Below are 25755 nucleotides of genomic sequence, written 5' to 3' on the forward strand. Positions count from 1 at the left end.
TTTTGGGATAATCCGCCCTCACCACAATAAAGAGGTCATGATGATGGGATTCGATACCGGCACACTCCTCCCCCTAAGCGATGCCCTGCAAGGGATGCTGGACCAACTGGCCTGCTGCTGCGACACCGAGCAGTTGCCGCTGCCCCAGGCGCTGGACCGGATCCTGGCCGAGGATATCGCCTCCCCCCTCTCTGTGCCCCCCTTCGATAACTCCGCCATGGACGGTTACGCCGTGCGCCTGACCGATCTCGCCGCCGGCGCCCCGCTGACAGTGGCGGGCAAGGCGTTCGCTGGTCAGCCCTATGAAGGAGAATGGCCCGCCGGCCACTGCATCCGCATCATGACGGGCGCCCCCGTCCCTGCCGGCACCGAGGCCGTGGTCATGCAGGAAGAGACTGAGCTCGAAGGGGAGCGGGTGCGCTTCCTGAGTCAACCTAGGGCGGGGCAGAATATCCGCCGCCGCGGCGAGGACATGGCCGAAGGCTCCCGGGTGCTGGCGAGCGGCCTGCGCCTGAGCCCCCGGGAGCTGCCGCTGCTGGCGTCCCTCGGCATCGCCAGCGTCACCGCGCGCCGCCCGCTGAAAGTGGCCATCTTCAGCACAGGGGATGAACTCAAGCCGGTGGGCACGCCCCTTGAGCACGGCGACATCTACGACTCCAACCGCTACGGCGTCAAGGCCATGCTGACGCGCCTCGGCTGTGAGTGCCTCGACCTTGGCATCATACCGGACGATCCAGCCCAACTTCGCGCCGCCTTTATCCAGGCGGACCGCGAGGCGGATGCCCTCATCACCACGGGCGGCGTCTCGGTCGGCGAGGCGGACTTCACCAAGCAGCTGCTGGAAGAGCAGGGGGAGATCGGCTTCTGGAAGCTCGCCATCAAGCCGGGCAAGCCGTTCGCCTTCGGCCGCTTGCCGAACGCCTGGTTCTTCGGCCTGCCGGGTAACCCCGTCTCCGCCATGGTCACCTTCGATCAGCTGGTGCGCCCGGCGCTCGCCAGACTCGCCGGCCAGACCTGGGTGCCGCCACTTCGCATCGGCGCCGTCGCGGGCGAGCCCTTGAAAAAGGCGCCGGGGCGGCTCGACTTCCAGCGCGGCATACTGAGCGCGGGCCCGAACGGCCTCGAAGTGCGCAGCACAGGCTCCCAGGACTCCGGGGTGTTCAGCTCCCTCTCCAGGGCGAACTGCTACATCGTCCTCGAGCAGGAGCGGGGCAGAGTGGCGGCGGGGGAAACCGTCACCGTCGAGCCCTTCGCGGGGCTGCTGCTGTGAGCGAGATCCTCTCGGATGTGGAGCTCCTTCGCTACAACCGCCAGATCATCCTGAAATCCTTCGACTTCGAGGGGCAGGAGGCGCTCAAGCAGGCCCATGTACTGGTGATAGGCGCCGGGGGCCTTGGCTGTGCCGCCACCCAGTATCTGGCGGTGGCCGGGGTCGGCCGGCTGACCCTGGTGGATTTCGACAAGGTGGAGCTCTCAAACCTGCAGCGCCAGGTGCTGCACAGCGATGCGCGCATCGGCCAGTACAAGGTGGACTCCGCCGCCCAGTCCCTGCTCGCCCTCAACCCCTGGCTCGAGGTAGAGACCCACGCCGCCGTCGCGGACGAGGCGCTGCTCGATGCCCTGCTGCCGAGCCATCAGCTGGTGCTCGATTGCACCGACAACGTCGCCATCCGCAACCTGCTCAACCAGAAGGCGAGACAGCATCGTGTGCCGCTGGTGTCCGGCGCCGCCATCCGGCTGGAGGGGCAGCTCTGCAGCTTCACCTGGCGGGAGGACGAGCCCTGCTACGCCTGTCTCAGCTCCCTGTTCGGGGAGCAGTCCCTCACCTGCGTCGAGGCCGGGGTGCTGGCCCCCATGGTGGGCGTGGTGGGCAGCCTGCAGGCGCTGGAAGCCATCAAGCTGCTGTCCGGCATGGGCAAAACATACAGCGGTCGATTGCTGATGATAGACGGCTTCGGCGGCGGTTTTCGGGAGCTGAAGCTGCCCAAGCGCCCCGACTGCCCGGTCTGCGCCCAGCCCTGAGGGCGTTGAGGGCACTGAGCCCAGCTTGCATCCACAAAAAAGCCGAACCCCTGGGTTCGGCTTTTTTACTGGCTCCGGGCTTAGAAAATGCCCTTCGCCTTGACCTTCTTCATGCTGGCCACCTGGCTCGAGAGATCCTCGATCAGCGGCTCGGCACTCGCCTCATCCCCACCGACCTGCCGGCCCGGCTGACTGGCCAGGCGCTGGATCAGCCTGTGCTGCTCCCGGATGAGTTTGGATTGCTCCTCCAGCTGGCGGGAGAGCAGCGTCAGGCTGCTCTGCAGTGGCGCCAGATCCGTCTCCCCCCCGGCGGCCGGCAACTTGCCGGCGATGGCGTCCGCCAGCTGATCGTGATCCACGGCCCCCGGCAGTCCCTGGCGCAGTTCATCCCAGAGATCCGTGGGTTGCTGTTCGCCGAGACGGCTCACTATCTCGTCCACCAAGTGATCTGTCGGCTGGGGCTGCCCCAGGCGCTGCATGATCGCCTCCAGCCGCTCGTTCACGGCCGGGGCACCCTTGTCCTGATCCAGCTGGGGGGCGAGCTTGGCCACTATCTGATCGATCATGGTGTCGGTCAGGGCCGGAGCAGCTGCCCCCTGCCCCAGATCGAAGCCGCAGCTTGCAAAGGCGTGGCGCAGGGTGGCGAGGCTCACCTGCTCCGGGCCGAAGGCATTGGCCACCGCCTTGCACAGGCTGGGGGCCAACACGTACATGAACATGCCGGAGAGGTAGATGTCCTTGTGGAAGCGGCTCTTGGAGAAGTCGAACTCCTCGACCCCATCCTGGATCTTGCGGGCGCGCTGGTACCAGCTCTGCAGTACCCCGGCCGCGTAGCGGTCAGACTCCAGCGCACCCGGATCCATGTAGATGGAGAAGGTCATGCGCTTGAGTTGACTACTCATCCGCCACCTCGGCCATCACGGCCGCTTCCCGGTACACTTCTTCCTCTTCCGTGGTGTAGAGGCAGATCTCCCGGGCCAGGGCGGACTGGGCATCCTCCAGCAGCTCGACCCGCTCACCCAGGGTCGGGTAGGCGCTCTTGATCGCCTCATGGATGAGGGAGGCACCGCCACCGACCAGATAGACCCGGTTCGGGTTCTTGGCGAACTTCTTCGCCTCGTGGGCCACCTGGGAGCCCAGCTCGTCGATCTTGTTCTGCATCTTCTCGAGGATGCGCGGGATCTGGCTCTCGTCGTTGACCACGTCGCGCACGAAGCTCATGTCGTGGCGACGTTTGATGAACTCGTTCGCCACCAGGTAGCTGGAGTCGCTGTCCGCCGCCGCCAGGGCCTTGCGGGTGGCGTCAGTCACCATGGAGACACCGATCTCGTTGTTGCCGTAGACGTCGGAGACATCGTCAAACTCGCCGACGATGATCCCCATGTCCAGGGTGGTACCGCCGCAGTCGATCACCAGGGTCTTGGTGAACTCGTTGCAACCGGAGCCAACCAGACGGGAGAGGGCCGCAGGCAGGCTCTCCGGCATCACCTCGACGCTGACGATGTTGAACAGCTCGCCCTTGTTGAGGGTGATGGCCCGCATCAGGTTGCGGCGCTTCTTCTCGATCTTCTCTTCGTTGCGCTGGCAGTCGTCCGGGTTGTAGAACTCTGTGATGGGCAGGGTGACGGTGATGGTCACATCCCCGGGAGTGACGCCGGTCTGCAGCAGGGCGTGGTGCACGGACAGCAGGTTCAGATCGTCGTACTGGTACTCCACATGGGTGGTCGCCAGGGACTTGTCCGAGGTGGCGTCATAGGTGTACTTGGTGTTGCCTATCTCGTAGTTGTAGATCTTCTTGTCCTTGCGCAAGGCAGCGCTCTTCCAGTCTTTGCGAAAAGAGTTGGGAGAGATGATGGTCTTGAGCACCTTGTTCTCGATCCAGCTCACCTTGACGTTGGTCGAGCCATCGTCGATGGCCATTTTTATTACTTCAGACATGAGGAAATACCTGTTGAGAGGGCAAATGGGTCCGATTGCCTTGCCTTATGCCCTTGGCAAGGCGATCGGACCAATACATACACGGTGAATAAGGCTAAGGGGCGACAAGTTTAATGAGTTTCTAAAATCCGGTGAAGCAAATGATTGAATCCGGCGGGATCTTCCGCCGGCCAGGCATGGTGCCCCGGCGGGGTGTGGATGCTGGCGTTCGGCAGGGCGGCGAATTGTTCCACCCGTTTGGCCAGCGGCAGATAGTCCTGGGTGGTGGAGATGATGGCCACCGGCTGCACTATCTGACCGAGCCGTGCCCGGGCCGACCAGCCGGGAAGATCTCCCAGCAGCGCTCTATAGGTCTTCTTCTTGTTGCTGCGCACGAAGCGCTGGCGGAAGGCGTGGCGTACCTGGGCGAGCTCGGGGCCGGGGAACAGCTCACGGCCGAGCCACCAGGCGAGCGGACGCAGGCCAAACCAGCGCAGCCACTTGAGCCGCTGGGCGTAGCGCTCCCGATCCTTTGGGCTCTCCAGCAGAAACTCGCTGAAGCCGTTGACCAGCACCAGGCCACGCACCTTCTCCGGCCGTTGCAGGGCCAGCTCCAGCGCCACCATGGCGCCCAGGGAGAGCCCCACTACCCAGGCGGGCTCGGGCTGTTCATCGAGCCAGCGCGCCACGTCCCGGGTCAGGGTCGTCACGTCGAAGGGCCCCTCCTGCAGGCTCTGGCCGTGACCGCGCAGATCGAGGGCCACCACCCGATAGTGATCGGAGAAGTGCTCGAGCTGGGCCTGCCAGTCGAGGCTGGAGGAGCCGAGCCCGTGCAGCAGCACCAGCAGGGGCCCCTCCCCTGCACTGCGCAGGGCCAGACCGTGGGATTTCATTACCTGATTACGACGCACTTCCCCTCTCCCTCCCGGTTTATGCCGGCTCCCAGTCAAATCACGGGATCACCCTGCGAAGCGCACCCCATGGCGCAGGGAGTGATCCCGTACCATATCGCTCTCTCAGCCTTCCCCCACCAGGCTCACCGCCTTGATATAGGCATAGAGGCGCTGCGCCGGCGCGAGGGCGAGTCGCTTGGCGGAGCGGCTGGTGATCCGGGCCAGCAGTATCTGCTGCCCCAGCGCCAACTGCAACAGGGTTTGCCCGGGCCGCACCTCCTGGGCATGGAGCAGCCGGGTCTCCAGGCAGTTGGAGAGGCTGGAGTCGGTGATGGGGGCCGTGGCGATCACCACATCCCGCCCCGCCACCTTGATCAGCAAGGGGCCGGTCTCGTCGGGGGCGTGTTCCATGGTGACCATCAGCAGCTGATCCCCGAGGCGCAGGCTCGCCATCTGCTCACCCGGATCATAGTGATCCAGGGTCGCCTCCAGCATGACGCCGGCGTCGTCCCGGCTGGCCAAGGAGAGATCGGTGCGGGCGAAGATCTCGCTCGGCCGCCCCTGCGCCTCCACCTTGCCCTGTGCCAGCAGCACCAGCTGATCGCAGAGCAGGCTCACCTCCTCCATGGCGTGGCTGACGAAGATCATCGGCATGCCGCTCTCGCGCTGCAATCCCTTGAGCACATGGGCCTGGTGGATGCGGCTGCGCCTGTCGAGCGCCGAGAAGGGCTCGTCCAACAGCAGCAGATCCGGCTCCGCCAGCAGGGCCCGGCCGAGGGCCACCCGCTGACGTTGACCGCCGGAGAGGCCGTGGGCCGGCTGCCCGAGCAGCTCACTGAAACCGAGGCGCTCGGCCAAGGGCTCGGGTTGCCAGCGCCCCCTGCCCTTCCTGGCGGCCAGTTGCAGGTTGGCCAGCACCGTCATGTGCGGGAACAGGCGCGAGTCCTGAAACACCAGGCCGATACGGCGCTGCTCGGGCAGCAGGTCGGCCAGCGCCCTCCCTTGCCAGTGCAGGCCATCGGTCGGCTGGCGATCCAGCCCCGCCAGGATCCGCAGCAGGGTGCTCTTGCCACAGCCGGAGGGGCCGAACAGCCCGAGTATGCCCCCCAGCGGGAGCTTGAGATCGCAATCCAGGGTGAAGCCCCCGAATTGACGCCTCGCTCTCAGATCCAGCTTCATCCGAACAGCCTCCGTTGCCGGCGTTGCAGCACGCCGTAGACCAGCACCAGCATGACGAGGGAGAAGCCCATCAGGCCGCCCGCCAGGTAGTGGGCACTCTGGTAATCCATGGTTTCCACGTGATCGAACAGGGCGATGGAGAGCACTTGCGTCTCCCCGGGGATGTTGCCGCCAATCATCAGCACCACCCCGAACTCCCCCAGGGTGTGGGCGAAGCCCAGGGCCGCCGCCATCACGAAGCTCGGCAGCGTCATAGGCAAGATGATCTGAAAGAAGCGCTCGAGGGGTCCGAGCCCCAGGGTGGCGGCCGCCTCCAGCTCCTTGTTACCCATGTTGACGAAGGCTGAGGTGAGGGGCTGCACCACGAAGGGCAGCGAGTAGATGACGGAGGCGAGCAGCAGGCCGAGGAAGCTGAAGGCGAGCGGGGTACCGAAGGTCTCCCGCCACCAACCGCCGAAGCCATATTCGGGGGAGAAGGCGAGCAGCAGATAGAAACCGAGCACGGTGGGGGGCAACACCAGGGGCAGGGCCACCATGGCCTCCACCACGGGCCTGAGCCTGTGCTGGCTACGTGACAGCCACCAGGCGAGCGGCGGTGACAGCAGCAGCAGTATGCCGGTGGTGCTGGCCGCCAGCTTCAGGGTCAACCAGACCGCCAGCAGATCACCCTCACTCATGGCGTTTTCTCCCGGGATTGCACGACACACAGGCCCCGAAATGAGGAACCCCCGCTCAGGGCCTGGCAAAACGCTATCAGCAGATCCGCGTCATTCATCGCCATCTCCTTCTATGGGGATGCGCATATTCATGGCTTTCCTCCTTGAGTCAACAAACTGGCCGGCACAGGGCCGGCCAGTCATCAGGGGGTCACAGGCTCGCCATCATTGCGGCAGGGCGTAACCCGCGGCCTTGATCTGCTCCTGACCCGGGCCCTTTATCCAGGCCACCAGGGCATCCACCGCCTCACCCTTCTTCAGCACCAGAGCTTGCTGCTCGATGGCAGGATAGTACTGGTTAGGCACGGCCCAGGCTTCGCCTGTCTTGCCCGCTTCCACCAGGTTGGCCCAGGCGACGAAGCCCATCTCGGCGTTGCCGGTATCCACGAACTGCCAGGTCTGGCCGATGTTTGTACCGGTCAGCACCCGATACTGCTTGGGATCGATCTTGAGGTGCGCGAGGGTCGCCATGGCGGCGGTGCCATAGGGGGCGGTTTTCGGGTTGGCGATGGCGAGGTTGCCCTTCCAGTCGCGCAGGGTCGCCTCGTCAGGGGCCGGCCCACCCTTCTTCCACAGGCCCAGCTGGCCGATGGCATAGGTGAAGCGATCGCTGCCCTTGCCCTCTTTCTCAAGCTTCTCAGGGGTCTTCACATCGGCGGAGAGGAAGAGATCGAAGGGGGCGCCGTGGGTGATCTGGGTATAGAGCACCCCGGTCGCGGCGGAGGAGATGGCCAGGGTATGGCCGGTCTTGGCGGTGAACTCCTTGCCGATGCGCTCTATGGTGCCCTTGAAGTTGGCCGCCACGGCCACCTTGACCTCATCGGCCTGCACGGCGGTGGCGCAAGCACTCAGCAACACCACGGATAACAGCTTTTTCATTCCCTTACTCCTGTTCAAGCCTGAGCCTGTTTGCGGCTCTGTCGTGGGGGATCCTGGCGGATCTATTCCCCTTGTTGCCAGCGGGCCGCGGCGGCGTCATCGCTCTCCTTGGCCTCTACCCAGCGTTGTTGCCCTGCCGCCGTCAGCTCTTTCTTCCAGAACGGCGCCCGGGTTTTCAGAAAATCCATGATGAAATGGCAGGCCTCGAAGGCCGCCTCGCGGTGGGCACTGCTCACCGCCACCAGCACGATTTGATCGCCGAGCAGCAGCTCGCCGATGCGGTGAATAAGGGTGCACTCCTGCAGGGGCCAGCGGCTGCGGGCCTCGGCCACTATGTCCGCCAGCGCCTTCTCCGTCATGCCGGGGTAGTGCTCGAGGGCCAGCCCTTTCACCTCCTCCCCCTGATTGAAGTCGCGCACCTTGCCCACGAAGGTGACGATGGCGCCGGTGTCGTGGCGGCAGGCGAGTCGCTCGTACTCCTCGGCCAGCGAAAAGTCGGCCCGCTGTACCAGAATGCGATCCGTCATGATTGGCTCGCTCATCATCAGCCTCCGGTCACCGGGGGGAAGAAGGCGACCTCGTCCCCATCGGTCAGGGGCGTGTCCAGCGGCACCAGGGTCTGGTTGATCGCCACCAGCAGCTTGCCGGACTCCAGGGCCAGGGCCCACTTGTCGCCGCGCTCGCACAGGGCGGCGCGAAGCGCCTCGGCGTTATCGTAGTCAGGGGAGAGACTCAGCTCGTCGCAGCCAACCAGCTCCCTGACCTGGGCAAAAAACAGCACCTTGATCATGCGGGCTCTCCTGCATTCGGGGTCAACTGGAAGTGACCGGACTTGCCGCCCTTCTTCTCCACCAGCCTGACGTGCTCGATCACCATGTCCTTTTGCACCGCCTTGCACATGTCGTAGATGGTCAGCGCCGCCACCGAGGCGGCGGTCAGGGCTTCCATCTCCACCCCTGTCTTGCCGGAAAGCTTGCAGAGGGTGCGAATATGGACCCTATTGTGCGCGGGCTGGGGTTCTATCTCTACCTCCACCTTGGTGAGGGCCAGGGGATGGCAGAGGGGGATGAGATCGGCGGTCTTCTTGGCCGCCATGATGCCGGCGATGCGGGCGGTGGCGAACACGTCCCCCTTGTGGTGCTGACCGCCGAGGATCAGGGCCAGGGTGGCGGGGGCCATGCGCACGAAGGCTTCGGCACGGGCCTCCCGCTCGGTCACCCGCTTGTCGGTGACGTCCACCATGTGGGCCTCACCGCTCTGGTTGAGATGGGTCAGGTTCATCTATGCCCCCTATCAGGAAAATGGATGATCCGGGAAAACGCCCGGGATCACAGATGGGTCACGAAGTTGCACGGCTTGGTGCGGGCATCGAGCTGATCCCGGATGAGCTGCTCCCAGCCGAGCTTGCAGGCGCCGGTGGAGCCCGGCAGGCAGCAGATCAGGGTGCGATTGGCGAGCCCGGCCAGGGCCCGGCTCTGCATGGCCGAGCCCTTTATCTCGGCGAAGGAGAGTTGGCGGAACAGCTCGCCAAAGCCCTGCACGGTGCGCTCGAACAACACCCCCACCGCCTCGGGCACCCGGTTCTGCTGGTTGAAGCCGGTACCGCCATTGACCAGAACCACCTGCACCCCTTCGTCGGCGATCCAGTCGCTGACCTGGGCCCGGATGCGGAACAGATTGTCGGCGCACAGGGCTCTGTCGGCTAGCAGGTGGCCCGCCTCGGTCAGGGCCGAGACCAGGTAGTCCCCCGAGCTGTCGTCGGCGGCGCTGCGGCTGTCGGAGACCGTCAGGACGGCGATCTTGAGGGGAATGAATTCGTTGTTTTTAGGTGCCATGGAGCGAGTCCTGTAACACGAGAGAAGAGAGAAAAGGCCGCCACCCAGGGGGCAAAACCGGCCACAGGCTGGCTGGCAGCGTTACCGAGGGCGGATTCTAACAAAGAAGTGGGGCTGACAGGGATGATTAGATCAAACGAAGACCATGGGGCCCAGGCTGGCCCCATGGTCTCTGGCTTAGAATCCAGGCACGCCCTTCATGTCGGGCAACTGATGCGCTATGCCCTTGTGGCAGTCGACGCAGGTGTTGGCCCCGCTCGCCAGGTTGGTGGAGTGCATCTGGGCGGCGCGCCGTCCCTGCAGGGAGAAGTCCATGTACTCGAAGTTGTGGCAGTTGCGGCACTCCCTCGAATCCGTGTCCTTCATCCGTTTCCACTCCCGCTCCGCCATCTCCCGGCGATGGGATTCAAACTTCTCGCGGGTATCCACCTTGCCGGTCAACATGCCCCACAGCTCCTTGGAGGCCTGCACCTTGCGAATGATCTTGTAGGTCCATTCGTGGGGCACGTGGCAATCCGGGCAGCTCGCACGCACCCCGGAGCGGTTCGCGTAGTGGATGGTGTCACGGTATTCCATGAAGACGTTGTCCTTCATCTCGTGACAGCCGGTACAGAACTTTTCGGTGTTGGAAGCCTCCATGGCGGTGTTGAAGCCGCCCCAGAAGATGACACCGCCGAAGAACCCCATCAGCAGCAGCACCCAGAGGGCCGCCTTGGAGGGGGATTTGAAGGTGACCCACAGTCGCTGCACAAAACCAGGTAATTTCATCGATGAACTCCTCAGTTCAGGGCTTCGACCGGTTTGAAGGTATTCCCCACCAGGGGCTTGGCGTCCGCCTGCGGCACGTGGCACTGCAGACAGAAGTAGCGACGGGGGGAGACTTCTCCCAGGGTCAGGCCATCACGGGTCTCGAAGTGAGTCGGGCTGATCTTGGGGGCCTTCATGGCGCTGGCATTCTTGAAGCTGTGACAGGCCAGGCACTTGTTGACCTTGTTGTCCACTTCATAGTTGCGGATGTCGTGGGGGATCAGCGGCGGCTGATGCATGTATTGACGGTCATAGGTGTCCCCATCCTTGCGGAAGTTCTTGAGGGGGGCCGCCTCCGCCTCGGTCGCGAGATCCGTGCTGCCCCGCTCCGACTTGATCCCCCCCGTGCTGTTGGTGATCTCAGGCACGGCCGCCATCAAGGAACCCGCCATCAGGCAGGCCAGCATTGCTCCAATCAGCTTTTTCATTATGTGTTCTCCGACATTGTCTCTGCCTTGACGGCAAAACCTACAGTGATTTCAAAAACTTGCTCCGCGCAAACATCGATGCAACGGCCGCAATTGGTACATTCCTGAGCCCTGATCAGAGGCCCATGACCGCGCCTGGCGCCGTGCACCGGGCCGCGCAGTATGGGACGCTCCGGGCAGACCGCATAACAGTCCATGCAGTTGCTGCAACGCTCACGCCCTTTGGCTGAAATCTTGATAAACCCGACCCGGTTGACCAGGGCGTAGAAGGCCCCCACCGGACAGAGATGACCGCACCAGCCCCGCTCCACCACGAACAGATCGAACAAGAACAGCGCCAGCAGCAGGCCCCAGCCCGCCCCCATGCCAAACAGCAGACCGCGCAGGGCCAGCGACACCGGGTTGACCAGCTCCCACACCAGCACGCCCGCGATGGCGGGCCCCACCAGCACCATAACCAGCAGCCAGTAGCGGCTGTTGCGGTTGAACTGGCCGTTGCCCTTGAGACCGAGCCGGGCCCGAGCCCAGGCGGCGGCATCCGTGACCAGGTTCACCGGACAGACCCAGGAGCAGAAGACCCGCCCTCCGACCAGCCAGTAACCGGCGAGCACCAGGCCAGCCCCGAGCCACAGGGTAGCGATGGGCCAGTGACCCGATGCCACCGTCTGCAGCAGGGTGAGGGGATCCGCGAGCGGTACCGTCTCCAGCAACAGGGAGCTGGAGAGGTTGCCCTTGAGGATCCAGACCCCGGCGAGCGGCCCCAGCAGGAACAGCCCCAACACGGTGAACTGGCTCAGGCGGCGCAACAGCAGGAAGCGGTGCGACCGCCACCAGCCGAGCCTCTCTCTCGCCTCTTGTCCAGGATACCGGCTCATAACCCCTCCGGTTTGCGGGTGGGCAGGGTGAGCCGATCGCCGATGAGGGACTTGCCGGCCTTCTGCTTCTCTTCCCAACCGAGCCGATAGTGATGACCCAGCTCCCCCTTGGCGAGCCCGCGGGGCACCACCTTGATGGCCGCCTCCTCCAGCACGCAGGCGTGCTCGCACTTGCCACAGCCGGTACAGGCATCACTGTGCACGGTCGGCAGGAACATGGCGTGTTTGCCGGTGCGCGGATTGCGTTGCAACTCCAGGGTGATCGCCTCATCGATGAGGGGACAGACCCGGTAGCAGACGTCGCAGCGCAGCCCCAGGAAGTTGAGGCAGGTCTCGTGGTCGATGAGCACCGCCACCCCCATCCGCGCCTGATCGATGCTGGTCATCCCCTGATCCAGGGCCCCGCTTGGGCAGGCCACCACACAGGGGATGTCTTCACACATCTCGCAGGGCACGGCCCTCGCCTCGAAGTAGGGGGTGCCCGTGGTCACAGGGCTCAGCAACCTGGCGAGCTTCAGGGTGTCATAGGGGCACGCCTCGACGCAGAGCCCGCAGCGCACGCAGGCGCCGAGGAACTCGGCCTCCGCCAGCGCCGCAGGGGGACGCAGCGCCTGGGCAGGCACAGCCTGCGCCTGCTGGCGCGCCACCGTGCCGAGCCCTGCCCCAAACAGGCCCACCGAGCAGGCCCCCTTGGCGAGATCGGCCAGGAACTGGCGACGGCTGCGGCTCATCCCCCTACCCGCCTCAGGCCTTCACGACCTTGACGGCGCACTTCTTGTAATCCGTCTCCTTGGAGAGCGGATCCGTGGCGTCCAGGGTCAGCTTGTTGACCAGCTGGCTCGCGTCGAAGAAGGGCATGAACACCAGGCCCTTGGGCGGCTTGTTGCGACCCCGGGTCTCGACGCGGGTCTTCACCTCGCCGCGGCGGGAGGAGACGATCACCTCTTCCCCACGACGCACGCCGCGGGCCTTGGCGTCTTCCGGGTGCATGAAGAGCACCGCATCCGGGAAGGCGCGATAGAGCTCGGGCACGCGGCGGGTCATGGTGCCGGTGTGCCAGTGCTCCAGCACCCGGCCGGTGGAGAGCCACATGTCGTATTCGCTGTCCGGCGCCTCGGCGGCCGGTTCATAGGGCAGCGCGAAGATCACCGCCTTGCCGTCCGGCTTGCCGTAGAAGCGCACCCCCTCGCCCGCCTTCACATAAGGGTCGAACCCTTCGCGATAGCGCCACAGGGTCTCCTTGCCGTCCACCACGGGCCAGCGCAGGCCGCGCGCCTCGTGGTATTGATCGAAGGGGGCCAGATCGTGGCCATGACCGCGGCCAAAGCTCGCGTACTCCTCGAACAGCCCCTTCTGGACGTAGAAGCCGAAGTGCTCCGCCTCGTCGTTCAGGGCGCCCTTGCTCTGCTCTTTCGGGAACTGGTCGACTTGGCCGTTCTTGTAGAGCACCTCGTAGAGGGTCTTGCCCTTCACTTCCGGCATCTTGGCGATAAGCTCAGCCGGCCACACCTCTTCCACGGTGAAGCGCTTGGAGAACTCCATCAGCTGCCACAGATCGGACTTGGCCCCTTCCGGCGCCTTGACCTGCTGGTGCCAGAACTGGGTGCGGCGCTCGGCGTTGCCGTAGGCCCCCTCCTTTTCCACCCACATGGCGGTGGGAAGGATAAGGTCGGCAGCCTGGGCGGTGACGGTCGGGTACGGGTCGGAGACCACGATGAAGTTGGCCGGGTTGCGATAACCGGGCAGCCCCTCTTCGTTCATGTTCGGGCCGGCCTGCATGTTGTTGTTGCACATCACCCAGTAGGCGTTGAGTTTGCCGTCTTTGAGCATGCGGTTTTGCAGCACGGCGTGATAGCCGACCTTGTCCGGTATGGTGCCTTCCGGCAGCTTCCAGATCTTCTCGGCGATGGCGCGGTGCTTGGGCTCGGTCACCACCATGTCGGCGGGCAGGCGATGGGCGAAGGTACCCACTTCCCGGGCGGTGCCACAGGCGGAAGGCTGACCAGTCAAGGAGAAGGGACCGCTACCCGGGGTGGAGATCTTGCCGGTCAGCAGGTGGATGTTGTAGCAGAGGTTGTTGGCCCAGACGCCGCGAGTGTGCTGGTTGAAGCCCATGGTCCAGTAGGAGACCACCTTCTTGCTCGGATCCGCGTAGAGTTCGGCCAGCTTCACCAGCTTCTCCTTGGAGACGCCGGAGAGCTTGGACACGGAATCGACGTCGTAATCCGCCACGAATTTCGCGAAGTCGTCGAAGCTCATGGGGGTGGAGTCACCGCTGTCCGGGTTCTTGGCTTTCTGTTGCAGTGGGTTGGTGGGACGCAGGCCGTAGCCGATGTCGGTCACCCCCTTGCGGAACTGGGTGTGCTTGTTGACGAACTCCCAGTTCACCTTGTCGTTCTGGATGATGTAGTTGGCGATGTAGTTGAGGATCGCGAGATCGGTCTGGGGCGTGAACACCATGCCGTTGTCCGCGAGCTCGAAGCTGCGATGCTCGAAGGTGGAGAGCACGTGTACCTGCACATCCTGATGAGACAGGCGGCGATCCGAGATGCGCGACCAGAGGATAGGGTGCATCTCCGCCATGTTGGAGCCCCAGAGCACGAAGGCATCTGCCTGCTCGATGTCGTCGTAGCAGCCCATGGGCTCATCCATGCCGAAGGTGCGCATGAAGCCGACCACGGCGGAAGCCATGCAGTGACGGGCGTTGGGATCCAGGTTGTTGGAGCGCAGGCCCGCCTTCATCAGCTTGGCGGCGGCATAGCCTTCCCAGACGGTCCACTGGCCGGAGCCGAACATGCCGACCGCGGTTGGGCCCTTCTCTTTCAGGGTGGCCTTGAACTTCTCCGCCATGATGTCGAACGCCTGATCCCAGCTGATGGGGGCGAAGTTGCCGTTCTTGTCGAACTTGCCGTTGGTCATGCGCAGCATGGGCTGGGTCAGTCGGTCCTGGCCGTACATGATCTTCGACAGGAAGTAGCCCTTGATGCAGTTGAGGCCACGGTTGACCGGGGCATCGGGATCCCCCTGGGTCGCCACGACGCGGCCCTCCTGGGAGCCCACCAGCACGGAGCAGCCGGTACCGCAGAAGCGGCAGGGGGCCTTGTCCCAGGTGATGGCGGTCTTGTCGGTGCTGGTGATCAGGTTCGCCGCCAGGGTGGGGGCACTGACACCGGCCACCGCAGCGGCTGCCGCCACCGCATTGGCCTTCATAAAGTCGCGTCGACTCAGCTTCATGGCATATCCTCACATCGCTTATCGCGTAAGTTGTCGAGTGTATCGATCTGTTAGTAGCTCAGGGCGGTGAACAACACGCCTCGCCTTTCTCGCATCCCTGGCCGCCCCGATGAAGCCCGTTGGCGCAACCCTGAACACGTATTCCTTGCTATCTGGCATCGAGGCGATGCCTTGATGGCCCTGCCTCTTGCCCCCTTACTCCTCACCCTGCTGGTCGAGCTCATCAAACTGGTGGTAGATGAGGGCAGCGGAGAGCACCCCGGGCATGGCCTGGATGGCGTCGATGGCATCCATGATGGGACGCTGGCTCATTCCCTCCAGGGTCACCACCAACTTGCCCTCGTCGCTGACGGCGTGGATCTCGGCCCCATCCAGGGTGGCAATCTGCTGGGCGAGCTGATGGCGCAGGGGGGGCTGGGTCAGCACCACCAGGCTGGATACGTGAAACTCTTCTCGGCTCATATGGTTTCCCTACTCCCTTGTTCTGCTCTGGGTGGTTGGCACCGGCATCGCCGCCATGCCACCAGAATGGCATTCAGATGTGCTAGCCAAGTGACACTGCACCACCCGGCATGCTGATTTTGATGCTGCCAACCGGACAATCCGCGACACAGGCACCGCAACCGTTGCACCTATCAGCGTCTATCACCGGAGTCGGGACCTGCCCCAACCGGGGAGAGAAACCGATGGCCCTCGGCTCGCAGCTGTCCTGGCAACGCTGGCAGTACACCTGGTCCAGGGCCAGGCAACCGGCCTCGATATGGGCCACATAGTCCCACGCCACCTCGGAGGTCGGGCGAAACAGGGGCTGTTTGCAGGCAGAGACGCACTCGGTGCAGAAGGTGCACTCCCCCAGCTGGAAATCCACGATCGGAAAGCCTCCGTCCCCTTTCACCAGGATCTGCTCGGGGCAGGCCGCCAGACAGTCGCCGCAGCGAGTGCAATCGGCCACGAAATCGGGCCAGGGGATGGACCAGGGCAGTTGCACTTCCGGCGTGCGGGCACTCAGCTTGCCTCGAAACAGACCGCGACGTGACAGGTCGACCCCATCCGGCATATGGCTTCCTCTTCCTAGGGGAGATGCGTGACTGGCATTTTTAATACCGATTATAAGATTGGGTGTATATTGCGACCCTGACAAGTTCAGGGATATACCACCAGGGAGATAAACAGGGGGGATTCTTGCGCTGGATCAAACCCTTGGCGCAATAAAGCAACAGAGGGGCAACTCAAAATACCCCTATGTGAGGATTGCTTATTAATCGGTGGCTATTTTGAACGGGAGATGAACCAATCAGCCGCCGATGGAGGCGAGATGGGGGGTGATACCGGCATTGCCCTCGTGCAGACGATGGGTCGCCGCCTTGCCGATCAGGGCCTCGCGGATCCGAGACTGCAGCGCGTCTTGCTGGTCATCCCCCTGCAGCAGATCCCGCAGCTCCACCCCGCTGTCACCAAACAGGCACAGGTGCAGCTTGCCGACGGAGGAGACCCGCAGCCGGTTGCAACCGGCGCAGAAGTCCTTGCTGTAGGGCATGATAAGTCCCACCCCACCCTGCGACTCCGGGTGCATAAAGACCTGAGCCGGGCCATCGTCCTGGCCACGCAGCTGCTGCACCCAGCCATTGCCGAGCAGCTGCTGCTTAATGAGCTCGCCGCTGGTGTGGTGATCGCGAAACAGCGCATCCATCTCCCCGGTCTGCATCAGTTCGATGAAACGCAGCTCGATGGGCTTGTCTTTTATCCAGGCCAGGAAGGTCCCGAGCTGGTGATCGTTGAGCCCCTTGAGCAGCACCGCATTGATCTTCACCGATTTGAAACCGGCGGCCAGGGCGGCCTCTATCCCCTCCATCACCTCCGCCAGCTTGTTCTCGCCGGTGATCTGGTGAAACTGGCGGGGATCCAAGCTGTCGACGCTGACATTGATGGCGGTCAGGCCCGCATCGAACCACTCTTTGGCCCGTTCTTTCAGGCGATAGCCGTTGGTGGTCATGGCCACCTTCTCGATGCCCGGGGTATTGGCCACGGTGTCGATGATGGCGGTGAAGTCACGACGCAATGAGGGCTCGCCGCCGGTCAGGCGCACCTTGCGGGTCCCCATGGCGGCAAAGCCGGAGACGATGCGCTGGATCTCATCCAGAGAGAGGAAGGACTTGCGCGCCTCATTTCCTTGCGCGGGGCGATAGCCATCGGGCAGACAGTAGGTACAACGAAAATTGCAGACGTCAGTCACCGACAGACGCAGATAGTAAAAACGACGGGAAAACCCATCTTCAAGTGGCAACATAAACACCTTTCCAAATACGGGAGGCCAGGGCATTTCTTTCCTGACCCTTACAGCTCATACGGCGGCTGACGGCTGTTTCCCCTTATCTCAACGACTTAGGCGAAAACAGCTCGGAGTTCATCTAGTTTTTCGATGCTAGCACAAGTTGGAGTACACTCCCATGCTACTTTGTGGGGTTATTGCCGGATCCGGGGAAGAACAAGCGACATGGGAAAGTGGTTCAGAGTGCATTCGGTCAGCAGCGCCATCGGCCGTTCCATGCTGCTCATCCTGTTCATGGCGAGCCTGATCGCCGTGGTGGCCATGGTCACCCTCTTCTATTCGGTGCCCGACGCCAAGGCCATCAACCTGTCTGGATCCCTGCGGATGCAGGCCTACCGGATGGCCTATGAAATAGAGAAGGAGCAACCCGTGCTCGGGCGCCTCGCCCAGTTCGAGCAGACCCTGCGCGCCCCCGAGTTGCAGGAGACCCAGCGCTGGATCACCCCGGCCTCCCTGCGCCGTACCTATGGCGAGGTCCTGCTGCAGTGGCAGGTGATGCGCGAACACATCGAGAATGCCACCCCCAGGCGCTACACCGATAACACGGAGCAGTTTGTCGCCGCCATCGACGACTTCGTCAACCAGATGCAGTATCACGTGGAGTTCAAGGTACGCATGCTGGCGCTGGCGGAGGGGCTGGGGCTGCTCTCCATCATCACCATCGCCTGGTTCACCGTGCGCTTCACCCGCCAGCAGGTGGTAGCCCCCCTCAACCAGCTGGTGCACTGCGCCCGCCAGATCCAGCGCCAGGAGTTCGACCTGGCCCTGCCCCCCCATTGCGAGAACGAGCTGGGAGAGCTGTCGGGGGCCTTCGCCACCATGGCGGACGATCTCGGCAAGCTTTATCGGGAGCTGGAGAGCAAGGTGGAGGAGAAGACCGCCAAGCTGCAGCAGGCCAACGATACCCTCTCCTTCCTCTACTCCACGGCCCAGAAGCTGCACGCGGCGCCGCTGAGCCGCCGTACCCTGCAGAAGCTGCTGGAGCGGGCCGCCGCCCATCAGCACATCGACTACATCCGGCTGACCCGCTTCGAGCACAACGCCATGCCGGTCTACATCACGGGGCGCAACGGCTGGCCCGGCGATCTGGAGACCGTGGTGAGCTTCTATCTGCAGATGGATGAGCAGGAGTACGGCCGACTTGACATGATCAGCGACCACCCCATCGACGAGCGGCTGATGAAGAACTTCTCCATGCTGCTGGCCCAGGTGCTGCACAAGGATCAGACCCTGCTGCAACACCAGCGCCTGCTGCTGATGGAGGAGAGAGCCGTCATCGCCCGCGAGCTGCACGACTCCCTGGCCCAGGCCCTCTCCTACCTCAAGATCCAGTCTACCCTGCTCAAGCGCTCCGTCGCCAAGGGGGACGGCGTCAAGGCCGAGGCGGCCATGCAGCAGATCGACGAGGGGCTCAGCAGCGCCTACATCCAGCTGCGCGAGCTGCTCGGTACCTTCCGCCTCAGCATCGGCGATGCGAATCTGGGGGAAGCCATCGGCGTCATGCTGGAACAGCTCAAACCCCAGACCGGGGCGGAGATCGGGCTTCAATACGGTCTGGCCGACACGGATCTGGAGGCCGGGCAGCATATTCACATCCTGCAGCTAATTCGTGAGGCAGTGCTCAATGCCATCAAACATGCCGGTGCACGGCGTATCCAGGTTAGCTGTGAGACCCTGACTGATGGTAACATCCAGGTTCAGATTTCAGATGATGGTGTCGGGATCGGGGGCGCAAGCTCCGCGGTCAATCACTACGGTCTTAGCATCATGAACGAGCGCGCCAGCAAGCTGCACGGTCAGTTGACCATCAGCGAGCCGCCCTCCGGTGGCACCCGTGTGCACCTGACCTTCCCCACCAGCCTAACAAGAGACGCCTGATGGACGAGATGAAATACAGTGTTCTGGTCGTGGATGACCATCCCCTCATGCGCAAGGGAATTGTGCAACTGCTGGCCCTGGAAGATAACATCGAGGTGATCGGTGAGGCTTCCAACGGGACCGACGCCGTCGCCATTGCCAAGGAGTCCGAGCCGGATCTGATCCTGCTCGACCTCAACATGAAGGGACTGTCCGGTCTCGATACCCTCAAGGCACTGCGGGCCGAAGAGGTCACCTCCCGGGTGGTGATCCTGACCGTCTCCGACGCCCGCCAGGACGTGGTGGCCCTGCTCAAGGCCGGCGCCGACGGTTATCTGCTCAAGGACACCGAGCCCGACATGTTGCTCGGTCAGCTCGCTGACGTGATGACCGGCAAGCAGATCCTGAGCGAGCCGCTGCGCCCCTATCTCGAGAACATCTACGAGCTGGATCACCTGCAACAGAAGCTCGAGAGCCTGACCCGCCGCGAGATGCAGATCCTGCGGGAGATTGCCAAGGGCCTCTCCAACAAGCAGGTCGCCTCCGTGCTGCATATCTCCGAGGGCACGGTCAAGGTTCACGTGAAGAGCCTGCTGAAGAAGCTCGAGGCCCAGAGCCGGGTGGAAGCCGCCGTCATGTACCTGGAGCAGCGCAACTAGTCAGGGGTTTTCGACTCTCGCAAAGCTGGCCAGGGCCATCCACCTGCGCTCGCTCCCGGTCAACAAGGCCCCGCCATGGCGGGGCCTTTTGCTGCTCGTCTCTCACCATCTCGGGCAACGAGCGGGCCACTCAAACACTTTTGATCTCCCTCAACCTTCTATTGAGTAGATGCATTATTATTTCAGGCGACCACAGCGAAAGGATGGGCAGCATGACCCCCACACAGATCGAACTGGTACAAAAGGCATGGGGCAAGGTCACCGCCCTGAACAACTCCTATGTGCTGGAGGTGTACGAGGAGCTGTTTCGCCTCTCGCCTGAACTGATCAACCTCTTTCCCGATCCTTCGGGAATGCCGATCGCCAAGGTGTCCGAGACCCTGAACACTGTGATCACCAGCCTGGAGCAGCTCGACGCCCTGAGCTTCATCATCCGGGATCTCGGCCGCCGCCATCAGAAGTTCAACGTGCAGCCACACCAGTTCGACCTGTTGAAGCAGGCGATGACAGTGGTGCTGTCAAGACGGCTGGAGGGGCGGTTCACGCCAGAATTGGCCGCCGCCTGGTCGCAGATGTATAACGAGATTGCAGCCCTGATGCAAGAAGGCCTCAGGCAACCCACAGATACCCTTGCCTGACCCTCACAGCCCCCATACAGATTGAGCTGTGTGCACAATGCGACTCATTGGAGACGTGCATTATGCATGAGAATTATTTGCAATCTGCGACTCTTCTCCCGTTCTGCAGATGGGCCATGTTCGAGGCCCAGTCATACTATCCACTCCCCATCCCGTCTCGAATTCCTGTCAGATTTAGAAAAAATAATAACCATATGATTGTAAAAGACTATTAGTCATACCCAAGCCGAACCACAGCCGCTTATCGATGATTTCTCACCCTCTGGCACAGTCACTGCATTGTCACATTCAGACATGACTACTCGGAGGATGGAACATGAAACTTCAACCCTTAGCACTGTTCCCCTTGCCTTCTCACATACTGCCGGGCGGCAAGCTCCCCCTGCGTCTGTTCGAACCACGCCACATAGAGATGCTCAAGGAGTCGTTCATCGACGATCGGGGCTTCGGCATAGTGATGGAAGAGACCACCAACGCGGGGGCCAGCGGGCGGATCCTGCCGGTCGGAACCCGGGTCAAGGTGACGGATTTCTATACCCTCAACGATGGCTTGCTTGGGGTCACCGTGCTCGGGCTGGAACGCTTCTGCATTCATGAGATGGAAACCGGCGAGTCGGGCTTACGCCTTGCTCAGGTAGAAACCCTGCCCAACTGGCCGAGCGCCCACTCGGATCTCAGTGATAAGCAGTTGGTGAGCCGTTTGCAGGAGGTGTTTGAACAGTATCCGGAACTCGATGAACTCTACCCGGACAAGCAGTTTGACGATGCCGCCTGGCTCTGCCAGCGCTGGCTCGAGATCCTGCCCATGCCCATCTATGAGAAACAGATGTTGATTGCCAAACAGAACAGTGAAGCGGCGCGCCAGTTCTTGCGCCGACTGATCGCACAGTGAGTCAGTAGTGAACCGGTAGTGAGTCAACCGTACGTTGCAAAATGCGAAAATTCTTACAATGAAAATATAACATTCGCATTTTGCGACTCGCATGCAGCCATAAAACCATGAAAATAGCGCCGCAAGCCGCAATAACAGGTTAATAAAAGTTGGCACGACTCTTTCATATAGGATCGTACAACCCGATTTATCCCGTGCTCTCTTCAGTATTTGCTGAAGAATTGGTCAACCAACAGGTTGACCATTTTTTTATCCAAAATTCGCTCACAAGACCCGACAATGTCGCAGCAGACAGCTCCGTAACCGGGTCAGACTGATGGGCTTGGCCAGAAAGTCGTTCATGCCCTGCGCCAGGCAGCGCACCCTGTCTTCTGCCATGGCATTGGCCGTCAGCGCGACTATCGGCACCTCGCAGCCCATGGCCCTTAACCGCCGGGTCGCCTCCAGCCCATCCATCTGCGGCATCCTCATGTCCATCAGGATGAGGTCCGGCAGCTGCTCGCCGACCCGTGCCAAGGCCTCCAGCCCATTGCTCGCCACCCGTACCCGGCACACCAGTTTTTGCAGCATGAGGGACACCACCAGCTGATTGACCGGGCTGTCTTCCACCACCAGCACATCCAGATCCTGGATCCCGGGCTCATCCCTCTGTACCTGAACGGCGATGGGCTCAGGGGCCGCCATGCCGGGCAGCTCGAACCAGAAACAGCTGCCTTGCCCCACCGTGCTCTGCAGACCTATCTCTCCCCCCATCAGCTGGACCAGGCGTCGGCTGATGGCGAGCCCCAGGCCGGAGCCACAGAAACGGCGGCTGGCGGAGCTGTCGACCTGATAGAAGGGCTCAAACAGCAGGGCCTGATCCTCGGGGGAGATGCCGATGCCGGTGTCCGTCACCGAGACCCTCAATCGCTCACAGCGCCACTCCAGCAACAATCGCACATCGCCGCTGGCGGTGAACTTCAGCGCATTGCCGAGCAGGTTGCCGATCACCTGGGAGAGACGAACCGGATCCCCGAGCAACTGGGTTGGCAGGGCCTCATGCAACTGCCAGTGAAGGCGCACCCCCTTGCCATCCGCCTGGGCCAACAAGGGCTCCACCAGGGCCTGGCAGAGCCGGGCGGGTTCGAAGCGTTCGCAGTGCAGCGCCAGGGTGTGGGATTCGATCTTCGAGAAGTCGAGCACATCGTCGATGATGGTCTGCAGCAGGTGAGCCGAGTGGGTTGCGTGGCCAAGCAGCGCCTGCTGTGGCGTCTCCAGCCCCCCGTGCTGCAACAGATCCAGCATCCCCAGCACGGCGTTCATGGGGGAGCGGATCTCGTGGGTCATCATGGCCAGGAATTGTGACTTGGCCCGGTTGGCACTCTCCGCCTCATCCCTCGCCCTCGCCAGCTCCTGCTCACGGCGGATCTGGTTGCCGATGTCCCGCGCCGTGCCCCGGTAGCCCACGAAGGCACCGGCCCCATCGAAGCAGGGCTCGGCGTTGATCTCCATCCAGCAGGGGCCGCTCGCCAGGGTGACCTGGGCACGCATCCCCCGCACGGGGAGGTGATTCATGATGAGCCGCCGGTACTTGCACCACTCCGGATCCCCCTTGTCATGGGCAAAGTCGTAGAGGCTGCGGCCCGTCTGGCGGGTGATCAGCTCCCCCTGGTAACCGGGGGCCGACACATAGCTGAGTCGATGCTCGGGATCCGTCTCCCAGAACCAGTCGGAGGCCATGGCGGCGAAACTGCGAAAGCGCTGCTCGCTCGCTTGCAGCGCCAGGGTCTTGAGTTCGACCTGCTCCTGCAGGCGAGCCCGGTAGGCGATGTTGACCAGGGCCTGTGAGATGAGCGGTCGGCAGCGCTGCATGGCTGCCTTGCTCTTGAGATCGAAGGTGCCGGCCACGCTGTGCCGGCAGATGAGGATCCCGCAGAAGCCGGGAGCCTGTAGTCCCGTCATCATCACACTCGCCCAGCCCGCCACCCCCACCAGGGGAGCGAGCTCGGGCAACTGGGTCGGGTCGTAGATGACCAGGGTTTCCCCTGCGATGGCGCGCGAGAAGAGTGGAGTCAGGGGCCAGGGACGGCCCACTTCGCCCGGTTGAGTGCTGAGATGGGTCGTACCGTTCGAGGTCCCCCAGGCAATCACATCCGCCTGCTCGAAGCCGATGAAGGGCTTGAGCGCGAGAATGAGGCTGTCCAGCACCTGTTCCAGGCTCTGGGCATCCGCCAGGGTAGCCACCCCGCACAACAACGCCTGGGACTCCTGGCGATATTTGGCCTCTCGCTCCCGACAACGCACCAGTTCCACCAGCGTGGTCTGCAGCTTGTCGCCCAGGGCCTCGAGTTCGCTATTGCCTATCATCTTGTGTCCAACGCTGTATCCGCTCAGCTATCGAGGAAAATGACGCTCGATACCATGAGGTTGCCATGAGCCAGCTCGCCATGGGGCAGACGCCCCTGCTCGCCGAAGGTAAAGGGGGTGACGAAGGGGATCTCCCCCAACTGATTGCGAAACTGTTTGACCACATCATTCAACTCATCCCCCAGCGCCAAGCGGCAGCCGGCGCAGAAGATGACCAGGGCCCCGAAGGGTTGCAGGGTACCCGCCATCCCGTACTCGGGCTCGATCCGCACCGCATTCAGGCTGCGTTGCAGCAAGCCCTGCTGACTGCTGTACATCAGCTGCAACCGCTCCCCCAACCGGGTTTCGGTGAAGAGGCGAAGGCCCTCTCTGGGGGTTACGGCCTCGGGATGGGAGAGCTTGTAATAGGGCAGATCATCGAGCAAGCCGACCTGGCGGGCCAACGGGGAGAGGGTCGTCTCCCGCAGTATGGGGCCCACCGACCAGGGCTCCTGTCGCTCCGTCCAGCGGGCATAGACTCGGGCTGCCGGCTCGTGATCTATGGTCAGCACCTCCCGGCCATCCAGCGCCGTGATGATGCCATGTCGCTCGGTCGGCACATAGCCGGAATGAAACTGGAAGGCGAGCTGGCAATCGGGGTAGAGCACCGCCAGCACGCAGCCCTGCTGGCTCTCCCCCTCATCCCAGCACAGCTGCCACTGGCCCCTGACGCCGTCATCCGCCGCCGAGCCGCCCACGACGGGAACCGTCGTGCCAAATTCCGCTTCTATCCCCGCGAGCATCACCTCTTCCAGCCCGGGGCTGGTGTGGAGCAAGATGAGTTGCGGCAGCTCTCCTGGGCGCCCCCCATCGGCGATGGCTGCGCGCAGCAATTGACGGGCATCCAGCCGATCCCCGGCCTGGCCCGCCACGCCGTAAGCCCCCTTGCTGTCATAGAAGGCGGCCACCGCCAGGCCCCACCCCTGCTCTGCATGGTGGCCGGCCTGGGTCAGGATCCCGCAACATGAGCTGCAACCGATGAGCCGGCTCTCCGGAAAACGTTTCTTGAGTGTCTGGCGCAGTACCGCAACATCGTGAGCTTGAGTAAAATAGACCAGCAAGAGTGCAGGGGGGTGGGGTATCTGATCGAACAGCCGATCCGCTATCTGCTCGGCGGCCAGCGGGGTCGTCTGTGCAATAGAGTGAGCCGTCAGGAAGTTCAACACCATCTCCTCGTGGTATGCGATGCACAAGGCAAGCAAAAACCATACCCTTATCAACTAATTAACTGGCCAGCTTGGCTACAATGATGCTCACGCCCCCCGCAGGATAAAGACATGTGGCAGAACAATATCAATGACTTTGAACGCGTCGTCGCCATTGGTGGTGGCCACGGCATGGGCCGGGTGCTCTCTTCCCTCTCGTTTCTGGGACCCCGCCTCACCGGCATAGTCACCACCACGGATAACGGTGGCTCCACCGGCCGCCTGCGCAAGAATCAGGAGTGCATCGCCTGGGGGGATCTGCGCAACTGCCTGAACCAGCTGGTGACCGAACCCGGCATCGGCAGCCTGCTGTTCGAATACCGCTTCACCGGCAAGGGGGAGCTCGCGGGACACAACCTCGGCAACCTGATGCTATTAGCCTTGGACAACCTCTGCATCCGCCCCCTCGACGCCATCCGTCTCATCAGCGATATGCTGAAGATCGAGCCCCAGCTGCTTCCCATGTCCGAGCAACCCACGGACTTGTGCGCCCACACCCCCTGTGGCGACCAGATCCTGGGAGAGGTCTCCATCGATCAGCTCGCGACGCCGCCACAGGCCCTGGGGCTCTGTCCCATGGTGCCGGCCACTAGGGAAGCGGTGCAGGCCCTGACCCAGGCCGACATGATCATCCTGGGGCCCGGCAGCTTCCTCACCTCCGTCATGCCGCCCCTGCTGCTCGACGAGTTGGCGGACGCCATTCGGCACAGCCAGGCCATCGTCGTCTTCATCAGCAATCTGGTGGCGGAAGAGGGGCCGGCCGGTCAGCTCACGCTGCCCAATCAATATCGCTGGCTGGAGGAGAGAATTGGAAGCGGTCGCATCGATGCCATCCTGGCCCCCGAGGAGCAGGCGGTTCCCGAGCTGGCCCACCGCCTCATCCTGGCGGATCTCGGCGAGGCTGCCCTGCCCCATCGCCATGATCGCCGCAAACTCAGGCTGGCGCTGGACGGCGTGATCCAGGGCTGGCACCTCGCCCATGACAAGCTGGGCTGAGCCCGGCGG

Annotated in this window: 27 protein-coding genes and 1 riboswitch; of the genes, 7 read left to right on the plus strand and 20 right to left on the minus strand. The window is 63.0% G+C overall.

Translation table 11 applies throughout. The features are described from left to right. Positions 1-43: 43 nt before the first annotated feature. Together moeA and moeB are read left to right on the plus strand one after the other, a co-directional pair. Positions 44-1270 (plus strand): molybdopterin molybdotransferase MoeA, encoded by a 1227-nt coding sequence (moeA, locus tag ACRCYW_RS09485; RefSeq protein ID WP_438550481.1) that lies wholly within the window; start codon positions 44-46, stop codon positions 1268-1270. Beyond that, positions 1267-2022, plus strand: a complete 756-nt coding sequence (moeB, locus tag ACRCYW_RS09490) for a molybdopterin-synthase adenylyltransferase MoeB (protein ID WP_438549873.1) — start codon at positions 1267-1269, stop codon at positions 2020-2022. The genes moeA and moeB overlap by 4 nt, the downstream gene beginning before the upstream one ends. An 80-nt stretch (positions 2023-2102) precedes the next feature. Here moeB and ACRCYW_RS09495 read toward each other — a convergent pair whose 3' ends face one another. From ACRCYW_RS09495 to moaA, 18 genes are all read right to left on the minus strand, one after another. Continuing rightward, positions 2103-2924 (minus strand): hypothetical protein, encoded by an 822-nt coding sequence (locus tag ACRCYW_RS09495; RefSeq protein WP_438549874.1) that lies wholly within the window; start codon positions 2922-2924, stop codon positions 2103-2105. Continuing rightward, positions 2917-3942, minus strand: coding sequence for a plasmid segregation protein ParM domain-containing protein (parM, locus tag ACRCYW_RS09500; RefSeq protein ID WP_438550482.1), 1026 nt, complete (start codon positions 3940-3942; stop codon positions 2917-2919). The genes ACRCYW_RS09495 and parM overlap by 8 nt, the downstream gene beginning before the upstream one ends. 128 nt (positions 3943-4070) lie before the next feature. Further along, positions 4071-4850, minus strand: coding sequence for an alpha/beta fold hydrolase (locus tag ACRCYW_RS09505; protein WP_438549875.1), 780 nt, complete (start codon positions 4848-4850; stop codon positions 4071-4073). A gap of 105 nt (positions 4851-4955) precedes the next feature. Next, positions 4956-6011, minus strand: a complete 1056-nt coding sequence (modC, locus tag ACRCYW_RS09510) for a molybdenum ABC transporter ATP-binding protein (protein ID WP_438549876.1) — start codon at positions 6009-6011, stop codon at positions 4956-4958. Further along, positions 6008-6688, minus strand: a complete 681-nt coding sequence (gene modB, locus ACRCYW_RS09515) for a molybdate ABC transporter permease subunit (protein ID WP_438549877.1) — start codon at positions 6686-6688, stop codon at positions 6008-6010. Before modB ends, modC begins: the two co-directional genes overlap by 4 nt. A 204-nt stretch (positions 6689-6892) precedes the next feature. After that, positions 6893-7606 (minus strand): molybdate ABC transporter substrate-binding protein, encoded by a 714-nt coding sequence (modA, locus tag ACRCYW_RS09520; RefSeq protein ID WP_438549878.1) that lies wholly within the window; start codon positions 7604-7606, stop codon positions 6893-6895. Between the two features lie 62 nt (positions 7607-7668). Further along, entirely contained in the window at positions 7669-8148 is a 480-nt protein-coding gene (moaE, locus tag ACRCYW_RS09525) for a molybdopterin synthase catalytic subunit MoaE (RefSeq protein WP_438549879.1), read from the minus strand. Between the two features lie 2 nt (positions 8149-8150). Further along, a complete protein-coding gene (moaD, locus tag ACRCYW_RS09530) occupies positions 8151-8396 on the minus strand; it encodes a molybdopterin synthase sulfur carrier subunit (protein WP_438549880.1) in 246 nt (81 codons plus the stop codon). Continuing rightward, positions 8393-8887, minus strand: a complete 495-nt coding sequence (gene moaC, locus ACRCYW_RS09535) for a cyclic pyranopterin monophosphate synthase MoaC (RefSeq protein ID WP_438549881.1) — start codon at positions 8885-8887, stop codon at positions 8393-8395. The genes moaD and moaC overlap by 4 nt, the downstream gene beginning before the upstream one ends. Positions 8888-8934: 47 nt before the next feature. Continuing rightward, on the minus strand, positions 8935-9441 hold the full coding sequence (moaB, locus tag ACRCYW_RS09540) for a molybdenum cofactor biosynthesis protein B (protein ID WP_438549882.1): 507 nt from the start codon (positions 9439-9441) through the stop codon (positions 8935-8937). A 177-nt stretch (positions 9442-9618) separates the two neighbouring features. Then, positions 9619-10209 carry a cytochrome c3 family protein gene (locus ACRCYW_RS09545; RefSeq protein WP_438549883.1) on the minus strand — a complete coding sequence of 197 codons (591 nt, stop codon included), beginning with the start codon at positions 10207-10209 and terminating at the stop codon, positions 9619-9621. A gap of 11 nt (positions 10210-10220) precedes the next feature. Further along, a complete protein-coding gene (locus ACRCYW_RS09550) occupies positions 10221-10676 on the minus strand; it encodes a nitrate reductase cytochrome c-type subunit (RefSeq protein ID WP_438549884.1) in 456 nt (151 codons plus the stop codon). Further along, positions 10676-11551 carry a quinol dehydrogenase ferredoxin subunit NapH gene (napH, locus tag ACRCYW_RS09555; protein ID WP_438549885.1) on the minus strand — a complete coding sequence of 292 codons (876 nt, stop codon included), beginning with the start codon at positions 11549-11551 and terminating at the stop codon, positions 10676-10678. Before napH ends, ACRCYW_RS09550 begins: the two co-directional genes overlap by 1 nt. Continuing rightward, the gene (napG, locus tag ACRCYW_RS09560) at positions 11548-12282 is read right to left on the minus strand and encodes a ferredoxin-type protein NapG (RefSeq protein WP_438549886.1); all 735 of its coding nucleotides are present in this window, start codon (positions 12280-12282) and stop codon (positions 11548-11550) included. Before napG ends, napH begins: the two co-directional genes overlap by 4 nt. Positions 12283-12295: 13 nt before the next feature. After that, the gene (napA, locus tag ACRCYW_RS09565; protein ID WP_438549887.1) at positions 12296-14785 is read right to left on the minus strand and encodes a nitrate reductase catalytic subunit NapA; all 2490 of its coding nucleotides are present in this window, start codon (positions 14783-14785) and stop codon (positions 12296-12298) included. A gap of 195 nt (positions 14786-14980) precedes the next feature. Continuing rightward, entirely contained in the window at positions 14981-15247 is a 267-nt protein-coding gene (locus ACRCYW_RS09570) for a chaperone NapD (RefSeq protein ID WP_438549888.1), read from the minus strand. Between the two features lie 82 nt (positions 15248-15329). Then, positions 15330-15842, minus strand: a complete 513-nt coding sequence (gene napF / locus ACRCYW_RS09575; RefSeq protein ID WP_438549889.1) for a ferredoxin-type protein NapF — start codon at positions 15840-15842, stop codon at positions 15330-15332. Positions 15843-16079: 237 nt separating this feature from the next. Further along, on the minus strand, positions 16080-17072 hold the full coding sequence (moaA, locus tag ACRCYW_RS09580) for a GTP 3',8-cyclase MoaA (RefSeq protein WP_438549890.1): 993 nt from the start codon (positions 17070-17072) through the stop codon (positions 16080-16082). Then, a riboswitch (molybdenum cofactor riboswitch) is annotated at positions 17060-17200 on the minus strand. It overlaps the preceding gene by 13 nt. Positions 17201-17279: 79 nt before the next feature. On the opposite strand from moaA, the gene narQ reads away from it, so the two are divergent. The 4 genes from narQ to ACRCYW_RS09600 all read left to right on the plus strand — a co-directional run bounded on the left by narQ (position 17280) and on the right by ACRCYW_RS09600 (position 21160). Then, complete coding sequence (gene narQ, locus ACRCYW_RS09585) at positions 17280-18992, plus strand: nitrate/nitrite two-component system sensor histidine kinase NarQ (RefSeq protein WP_438549891.1); 1713 nt, start codon at positions 17280-17282, stop codon at positions 18990-18992. Then, on the plus strand, positions 18992-19630 hold the full coding sequence (narL, locus tag ACRCYW_RS09590; RefSeq protein WP_438549892.1) for a two-component system response regulator NarL: 639 nt from the start codon (positions 18992-18994) through the stop codon (positions 19628-19630). Before narQ ends, narL begins: the two co-directional genes overlap by 1 nt. A 212-nt stretch (positions 19631-19842) precedes the next feature. Next, positions 19843-20268, plus strand: coding sequence for a globin domain-containing protein (locus tag ACRCYW_RS09595; RefSeq protein WP_438549893.1), 426 nt, complete (start codon positions 19843-19845; stop codon positions 20266-20268). 316 nt (positions 20269-20584) lie between these two features. Further along, complete coding sequence (locus ACRCYW_RS09600; RefSeq protein ID WP_438549894.1) at positions 20585-21160, plus strand: LON peptidase substrate-binding domain-containing protein; 576 nt, start codon at positions 20585-20587, stop codon at positions 21158-21160. Between the two features lie 264 nt (positions 21161-21424). Here the strand turns inward: ACRCYW_RS09600 and ACRCYW_RS09605 are convergent, their stop codons facing one another. Beyond that, positions 21425-23506 (minus strand): ATP-binding protein, encoded by a 2082-nt coding sequence (locus ACRCYW_RS09605; RefSeq protein WP_438549895.1) that lies wholly within the window; start codon positions 23504-23506, stop codon positions 21425-21427. A 23-nt stretch (positions 23507-23529) separates the two neighbouring features. After that, positions 23530-24714 carry an FIST signal transduction protein gene (locus tag ACRCYW_RS09610; RefSeq protein ID WP_438549896.1) on the minus strand — a complete coding sequence of 395 codons (1185 nt, stop codon included), beginning with the start codon at positions 24712-24714 and terminating at the stop codon, positions 23530-23532. 108 nt (positions 24715-24822) lie between these two features. Between ACRCYW_RS09610 and ACRCYW_RS09615 the strand changes: the two genes are divergently transcribed. Beyond that, on the plus strand, positions 24823-25746 hold the full coding sequence (locus tag ACRCYW_RS09615; protein ID WP_438549897.1) for a gluconeogenesis factor YvcK family protein: 924 nt from the start codon (positions 24823-24825) through the stop codon (positions 25744-25746). Positions 25747-25755 lie beyond the last annotated feature (9 nt).

Origin of the sequence: Aeromonas sp., from assembly GCF_051657805.1 — a bacterium.
Lineage (GTDB): Bacteria > Pseudomonadota > Gammaproteobacteria > Enterobacterales > Aeromonadaceae > Aeromonas.

Coding starts and splice junctions, on each gene's coding strand:
- moeA (WP_438550481.1), top strand. CDS start 44: ATGGGATTCGATACCGGCACACTCCTCCCCCTAAGCGATGCCCTGCAA.
- ACRCYW_RS09495 (WP_438549874.1), bottom strand. CDS start 2,924: ATGAGTAGTCAACTCAAGCGCATGACCTTCTCCATCTACATGGATCCG.
- parM (WP_438550482.1), bottom strand. CDS start 3,942: ATGGCCATCGACGATGGCTCGACCAACGTCAAGGTGAGCTGGATCGAG.
- modC (WP_438549876.1), bottom strand. CDS start 6,011: ATGAAGCTGGATCTGAGAGCGAGGCGTCAATTCGGGGGCTTCACCCTG.
- modB (WP_438549877.1), bottom strand. CDS start 6,688: ATGAGTGAGGGTGATCTGCTGGCGGTCTGGTTGACCCTGAAGCTGGCG.
- modA (WP_438549878.1), bottom strand. CDS start 7,606: ATGAAAAAGCTGTTATCCGTGGTGTTGCTGAGTGCTTGCGCCACCGCC.
- moaE (WP_438549879.1), bottom strand. CDS start 8,148: ATGAGCGAGCCAATCATGACGGATCGCATTCTGGTACAGCGGGCCGAC.
- moaD (WP_438549880.1), bottom strand. CDS start 8,396: ATGATCAAGGTGCTGTTTTTTGCCCAGGTCAGGGAGCTGGTTGGCTGC.
- moaC (WP_438549881.1), bottom strand. CDS start 8,887: ATGAACCTGACCCATCTCAACCAGAGCGGTGAGGCCCACATGGTGGAC.
- moaB (WP_438549882.1), bottom strand. CDS start 9,441: ATGGCACCTAAAAACAACGAATTCATTCCCCTCAAGATCGCCGTCCTG.
- ACRCYW_RS09545 (WP_438549883.1), bottom strand. CDS start 10,209: ATGAAATTACCTGGTTTTGTGCAGCGACTGTGGGTCACCTTCAAATCC.
- ACRCYW_RS09550 (WP_438549884.1), bottom strand. CDS start 10,676: ATGAAAAAGCTGATTGGAGCAATGCTGGCCTGCCTGATGGCGGGTTCC.
- napH (WP_438549885.1), bottom strand. CDS start 11,551: ATGAGCCGGTATCCTGGACAAGAGGCGAGAGAGAGGCTCGGCTGGTGG.
- napG (WP_438549886.1), bottom strand. CDS start 12,282: ATGAGCCGCAGCCGTCGCCAGTTCCTGGCCGATCTCGCCAAGGGGGCC.
- napA (WP_438549887.1), bottom strand. CDS start 14,785: ATGAAGCTGAGTCGACGCGACTTTATGAAGGCCAATGCGGTGGCGGCA.
- ACRCYW_RS09570 (WP_438549888.1), bottom strand. CDS start 15,247: ATGAGCCGAGAAGAGTTTCACGTATCCAGCCTGGTGGTGCTGACCCAG.
- napF (WP_438549889.1), bottom strand. CDS start 15,842: ATGCCGGATGGGGTCGACCTGTCACGTCGCGGTCTGTTTCGAGGCAAG.
- moaA (WP_438549890.1), bottom strand. CDS start 17,072: ATGTTGCCACTTGAAGATGGGTTTTCCCGTCGTTTTTACTATCTGCGT.
- narQ (WP_438549891.1), top strand. CDS start 17,280: ATGGGAAAGTGGTTCAGAGTGCATTCGGTCAGCAGCGCCATCGGCCGT.
- narL (WP_438549892.1), top strand. CDS start 18,992: ATGGACGAGATGAAATACAGTGTTCTGGTCGTGGATGACCATCCCCTC.
- ACRCYW_RS09595 (WP_438549893.1), top strand. CDS start 19,843: ATGACCCCCACACAGATCGAACTGGTACAAAAGGCATGGGGCAAGGTC.
- ACRCYW_RS09600 (WP_438549894.1), top strand. CDS start 20,585: ATGAAACTTCAACCCTTAGCACTGTTCCCCTTGCCTTCTCACATACTG.
- ACRCYW_RS09605 (WP_438549895.1), bottom strand. CDS start 23,506: ATGATAGGCAATAGCGAACTCGAGGCCCTGGGCGACAAGCTGCAGACC.
- ACRCYW_RS09610 (WP_438549896.1), bottom strand. CDS start 24,714: ATGGTGTTGAACTTCCTGACGGCTCACTCTATTGCACAGACGACCCCG.
- ACRCYW_RS09615 (WP_438549897.1), top strand. CDS start 24,823: ATGTGGCAGAACAATATCAATGACTTTGAACGCGTCGTCGCCATTGGT.